Source organism: Phycisphaerae bacterium, assembly GCA_012729815.1.
Lineage (GTDB): Bacteria > Planctomycetota > Phycisphaerae > JAAYCJ01 > JAAYCJ01 > JAAYCJ01.
Window position 1 is genome coordinate 1 of sequence record JAAYCJ010000153.1, and the last position, 5,525, is coordinate 5,525.

The 5,525-nt window shown below is 61.6% G+C and carries 5 protein-coding genes and 1 pseudogene; 2 read left to right on the forward strand and 4 right to left on the reverse strand.

What is annotated here, in order from left to right; genetic code table 11:
- The 3 genes from GXY33_10410 to bamD all read right to left on the reverse strand — a co-directional run.
- A partial coding sequence (locus GXY33_10410; GenBank protein ID NLX05546.1) for a LacI family transcriptional regulator occupies positions 1-759 on the reverse strand: 759 nt, incomplete at its 3' end.
- A 325-nt stretch (positions 760-1,084) separates the two neighbouring features.
- On the reverse strand, positions 1,085-1,585 hold the full coding sequence (locus GXY33_10415; protein ID NLX05547.1) for a hypothetical protein: 501 nt from the start codon (positions 1,583-1,585) through the stop codon (positions 1,085-1,087).
- A 34-nt stretch (positions 1,586-1,619) separates the two neighbouring features.
- Positions 1,620-2,591, reverse strand: a complete 972-nt coding sequence (bamD, locus tag GXY33_10420; protein ID NLX05548.1) for an outer membrane protein assembly factor BamD — start codon at positions 2,589-2,591, stop codon at positions 1,620-1,622.
- Between the two features lie 374 nt (positions 2,592-2,965).
- On the opposite strand from bamD, the pseudogene GXY33_10425 reads away from it, so the two are divergent.
- Both GXY33_10425 and lepB read left to right on the forward strand, forming a co-directional pair.
- A pseudogene (locus GXY33_10425) lies at positions 2,966-3,442 on the forward strand (transposase).
- A gap of 390 nt (positions 3,443-3,832) precedes the next feature.
- Positions 3,833-4,648, forward strand: a complete 816-nt coding sequence (gene lepB, locus GXY33_10430; protein ID NLX05549.1) for a signal peptidase I — start codon at positions 3,833-3,835, stop codon at positions 4,646-4,648.
- 59 nt (positions 4,649-4,707) lie between these two features.
- Here the strand turns inward: lepB and GXY33_10435 are convergent.
- Positions 4,708-5,525: dihydroxy-acid dehydratase (locus GXY33_10435; GenBank protein ID NLX05550.1), on the reverse strand; the 818-nt coding region annotated here is incomplete at its 5' end.

Below are 5,525 nucleotides of genomic sequence, written 5' to 3' on the forward strand. Positions count from 1 at the left end.
CTCCCAATAACACACGATCGCCGTCGGACGATCCGAACCCCTCATCACCTCGCCAAACTCCACCGCAAACCGGGAATACTCGTCCTCCACAATCGCCACGTGACGCGCCGCCAGCCCCGCCTCCTCCATCGCCAGGTCGTATCCCCGACGACGCATACCGATCGAGTAGTGATCCGGCGTCCAGTCCACCCCAAGGTAAAGTATCCGACGGTGACCCTCAGCGATCAGATGCCGCGTCGCCTCGCGCCCGCTGAAAATCTCGTCAAAGCAAATCGCGTCATCCGCATGCGAATCCGCGTCGCTGACGTTCATCAACACGTAAGGCAAACGGCTCTCCGAAATGTGGGCGATCAACTCCTCCTCGATCCGCCCCGAAAGAATCAGCCCGTCAATGTGACGCCGCCGCAGAATCTGTGGCAGACGCCCCTGCGCGATGTCGCGGCCAAGCGTCTGATGCGAATAGCAGAACACCGACAAAAGCTGATCCGCCTCCACCGCCCGGCTCTGGATGCTCGTCAGCATCGGCGATATCCAACTGATCCAGTCCACCTCGTCCGGATCGCACGTGCCCACCGAATAGATCAACCCCACCCCCTGCGACAACCGAGGCCGGTAGTTCAGCCGCTTCGCCGCACCAAGAACCTTCCGCCGTGTCGCCGGACTGAACCGAGCACTGGTTCCCCCACCGCTCAATATGCTCGATACCGTCGCACGAGAACACCCGGTCTGCTCGGCAATGTCGCTAAGAGTGGCTCGCACAACGGTTCTCCAACCAGATAGTAGTGAACATTCACCGCTATAGTTAGTGAAAGTTTATCACCCGTCAGGATAACAGGAACCCGCCCCCATGTCAATACCGACCCCCACTCCGCCCGTATTGAATGCAAGCCATTGAGATACAAGGAGATACAAGAAGAGATCAAACGAACAGCACCGAAGGGAGCGAAAAAGTCAGAAGAAACAAGTAAATACAGAGGTAAGGATGCGGTCCAAGCTCGCGTGGCTGCCTCTCCGATCTCGCTCTAACCCCTTCTCTCCCTGGTCTTTCCGCGTGTTCCGCGTGTTCCGTGCTATCCGGAAGGGCCTACCACTCCGACATCAACTCCTCGACGATCTGCTCCGCCATCCGGTCGCACACCCCGTTCAGCGCGTCAACCTCGCGCTCCCCCACCGGACGCGAGTAGTCAAACGTCTGCAGCCACCGCGGCCGGTCCACCAGAATCTCACCCGTCCGCAAATCCTTCCACTGAAAACTCACCACCAGCGTGAGCTGCGTCTCCCGCGGCTGATTGAGCACGAAATCGTGCCCGATCGTCCCCTGCTTGACGTTCAGAATCTCCCCGAACAAGACCGTGTCCGCCTTGCTCTGGTCCGCCAGCCGATAGTCCGTGTCCATCGTGATCCGCTTCTTGACCGCCTCCGTCAGACGCATCTCGATCCGCCGACGGAAAACCCGCGACTTGAACGGCTCCACGTGAACCGTCTTGACGTTCGACGGAAACGGCCGATCCGTCTGATAGCTGCAGCCGGTCAGCCAGATCGCCGTCAAACCCACCACCGCCAATTGCCTGTGCTTTCTCGTCATCGTTTTGCCCGCCGTTCCGCAGGTATGCTTCACTCTACTGAACCACCACGCCCGGCTCAAATCCCATCCGAACCAGGTCCGCCTCCGCCCGCTGAGCCCACAGCGTCTCCGGCCACGTGGACAACACATAGCTGTAATAGTAAGCCGCCGCCTTCGGACGATCGATCCGGGCGTAAAAACTCCCGATCTTGTATTCCTTCTCCGCCCGCTTCGCCTCGATGCTCGCCAGCAGCACGTCCACGTCCTCTTCCGCCGCCGCCTCCGGAAAACGGTTCAGGTACTCGTTGAAAAGCTCCCGCGCCTCCAACAGCGGCGTATCGTCGTACGCAGCCCCGGGAAACGACGCCAACGCCGACGACGCCGCCCGGAACATCGCCATCTTCGTATACCGCGGCGAACGAACGTCATCCGCCAAACGCCGATACGCGATCGACGCCAGGTCGAACTGACCGCTCTCGTAGAAGTAATCCGCCTTCTCCCGAAGCGCCACCTCCGCGATCCGGTACCCGTGACCCAAATCCTCAATCTGCGACAGAATCTCCACCCCCTCGTCCTGCGCCGGCACCCGGAAAATCCCCCACAGCCGCCGCTTCTTGCCGCCCAGCCACGCCCGCGCGATGTCCAGATCACGCCGAAGGGCCATCGCGAACTCCTCCGTCTGAGGGTATTCGTCGATCACCTTCTGGTAACGCTTGTGCGCCTCGTAAAGACGGTCCCGCATCAAAGCCGCGTCGCCGTACAACAGCATCGCCGCCTGCCGGTCCTCAACCTCCGGCCCCGCCTTCAGGTACGCCTTCAACGCCCTCTCAGCCTTCCGGTACTCCCCCGCCGCCATCTGACCCTGAATATCCGCCAGCGGACCCTCCAGCGGCTCCTCGATCTCGCCCGCCGGAACCCACCGGTTGCTCTCCTCAACGAAAATGTAACGCTCCTCTGCCTCGGCCCATCCCGCCAATGCCATCACCACCCCAGCCAGGAACAGGATCGGTCCAGTTTTGTTCCGCATGACACTCCTGCCTGTAGCGAGCAACCGCACGCCAAAACAACGCACCAAACGCCAGTACCGCGCGAATATGGGCAAATTATAAGGACCCCAACCCACCGATGCAACCGGATTCAACCCCCAACAAACCACAAGTATGGGCAACCCTTGTGGTTGCCCCTCCCCCAAACCCCCATCCCAGCCCCCCTTCTGTCATCCCCGCGAAGGCGTGTAGGGTGGATGTTCCTACATCCACCATTTCCCTCTGCCGCCGATATCGCGAAATGGCCGGATCTCGCTTCACGGGCACATGAACCCAATGGTGGATGTTCCTACATCCACCCGACGTTGGCGATCAGGGCATTGCGGACATGAGCGGCTTGGGGTAACTCACCGCCATGTCCGACTATCGACGCGCGTTTCAACCCGGTGGGACATTCTTCTTCACCGTGGTCAGCTATCGCCGGCGGCCGTTCCTGACCGAGGCTCGCTCCCGACAAGCCCTTCGTCAGGCCTTTGAACACACCCGCGTGAGATTTCCCTTTCGCCAGGAGGCGGTCGTGTTGCTTCCGGACCATCTGCACTGCCTTTGGACGCTGCCCGAGGGGGATGCGGATTTCTCCGTCCGCTGGAAGGTCATCAAGTTCCGGTTCGACAGGCTGTACCTCGGCAGCGGCGGGAGCGAAGCGACCGTAGGCGACTCCGGGCGGCGGCGCCGCGAGCGGGGACTCTGGCAGCGACGGTTCTGGGAGCATACGGTTCGGAATGCGCGGGAATTTGAGATCCTCTGCAACTACATTCATTACAATCCGGTGAAGCACGGTTACGCGACGTGTCCGCACGCCTGGCCGTTCTCGACCTTCGGCAAATGCGTCGCGATGAGACGATATCCAGCCGATTGGTGTTGCGGATGCGACCGACCCGTCGCCCAGAACGTGGTGCCACAACCGGAATCGACGATTACAGGCGAATGATGGAAATGGTGGATGTCCAAACATCCACCCTACAGAATTCCGGGAGGTCACATTCAGTCGCGTGGGGTGGATGTTCCCAAATCCACCATCTCCTTCGGCCGCCGGTATCGTCAGATGGCGACCCCGTAGGCTGTGTTTTCGCCCGCGAAAACACACCCTTCCCTCTCCCGCGAACGTCGAACACCCAAGATGCTTGACGAACAACGAAACAGCGGGTAATAAAAAAACGACCAACCGGGAGCCGACGGCATGGACGACAAACGCACATACCCCAAATGGACCGGCGAAATCATGGCCCTCTTCCTGGCCGGCTCAGCCCACTTTCTGACCGGGCGCCGAATGGCCGGACTGGCATGGCACTTCGGCACCTTGGCGGCTCTGCAGTTCGGCGTTCTTGTGGCGGTTATGGCGGGGGATGCGACCGGTGGTCTTGCCATCCTGCCCTTCCTGGCCGCACTGGCGCTCTGGTGCGTCATGCTCACGCAGTCCTACCGCCCCGTCCCGCGAATCGGCGCGCTCGGCTGGGTCGTCGTGATCGTGGCGGGGGTCGGACTCAACCGCTTCTGGGCGTGGAACTTCAGCAATCTCGCGCAGACCTATCGCATCTCCTCCGCCAGCATGGCGCCGACCATCGTTGATGGCGACTGGATCTTCGTGGAAAAGCTGTCCCTGATGTTCGGCGATCCGGAACGAGGAGAGATCGTCGTGTTCCGCACGGATGGCATACCCACTCCGACCCCAGGAACCGAGTTCGTCATGCGAATCGCCGGCCTGCCCGGTGACCGGATCCGAATCCAGCCGCCGAACCTGATCGTCAACGGCCAGGTCCTCACCACCCCACCGGTCTTCAAGAAGATCGCATCCAGTGAGCCCCCATTCAACGGATTCCAACTCGTTTCACCGGGGATTCCCGGCGGCGCAGTCCTCTCCAGACCCACCGACGAAATCGTCCTCGGCCCGGATGAGTACTTCGTCCTTGGCGACAACACACCAAGAAGCCGCGACAGCCGATGCTGGGGACCGCTCCCGCGGCAGAACATCACCGGCAGAGTAAAGGCGATATTCTGGCCGCCCAGCCGAGCCGACCAGCCGGTCAACAAGGAATAGTAGGGTGGATGTTCCTACACCCACCATTTCCCTCCTGCCTCAAGACAACCGCGCGACCGTCAGCTCTTCATCACCGCCCCGGTATGCGCCGATGTCGCCATCTTCGCATACCGCGCGAGATACCCGTAGTCAACCCGCGGCGGCTGCGGCTTATAGCGCTTGCGACGCTCCGCCAGATCAGCGTCGTTCAGCTTCACCTCCAGCTTCCGACCGGGAATATCGATCGCGATGACATCGCCGTCGGCCAGCAGACCGATCGGCCCGCCCTCAGCCGCCTCCGGACTCACGTGCCCGATGCACGCCCCGCGCGTCCCGCCGCTGAACCGACCATCCGTAATCAACGCGCACTTCTCGCCGAGCCCCTGACCCATGATGTAACTCGTCGGCGAGAGCATCTCCTGCATCCCCGGTCCGCCCCGCGGACCCTCGTAACGGATCACCACCACGTCGCCCGCCTTGACCTTCCCGCCCAGAATGCCTTCGCACGCCTCTTCCTGCGAATTGAAAATCACCGCCGGCCCTTCGTGACGCAGCATGTCCGGATGCACGCCCGCCGTCTTGACCACCGCCCCTTCCGGAGCCAAATTCCCGCGAAGCACAGCCAGACCGCCCTCCTTGCTGTACGCGTTGCCAAGCCGCCGGATCACCTGCTCGTCCTTGATCGTCGCCTCCGCGATCACTTGCCCGATCGTCTTGCCCGTCACAGTGGGCGCCGAAAGGTCCAGTAGCCCGTCGATCCGGCCGATCTCCTTCATGATCGCCGGAATCCCGCCCGCCCGGTCCACGTCCTCCACGTGGTACGGACTCGACGGCGAGACCTTGCAGATATTCGGCGTCCGCTCCGAGAGCTTGTTGATCCGGTCAAGGTCATAGTCGA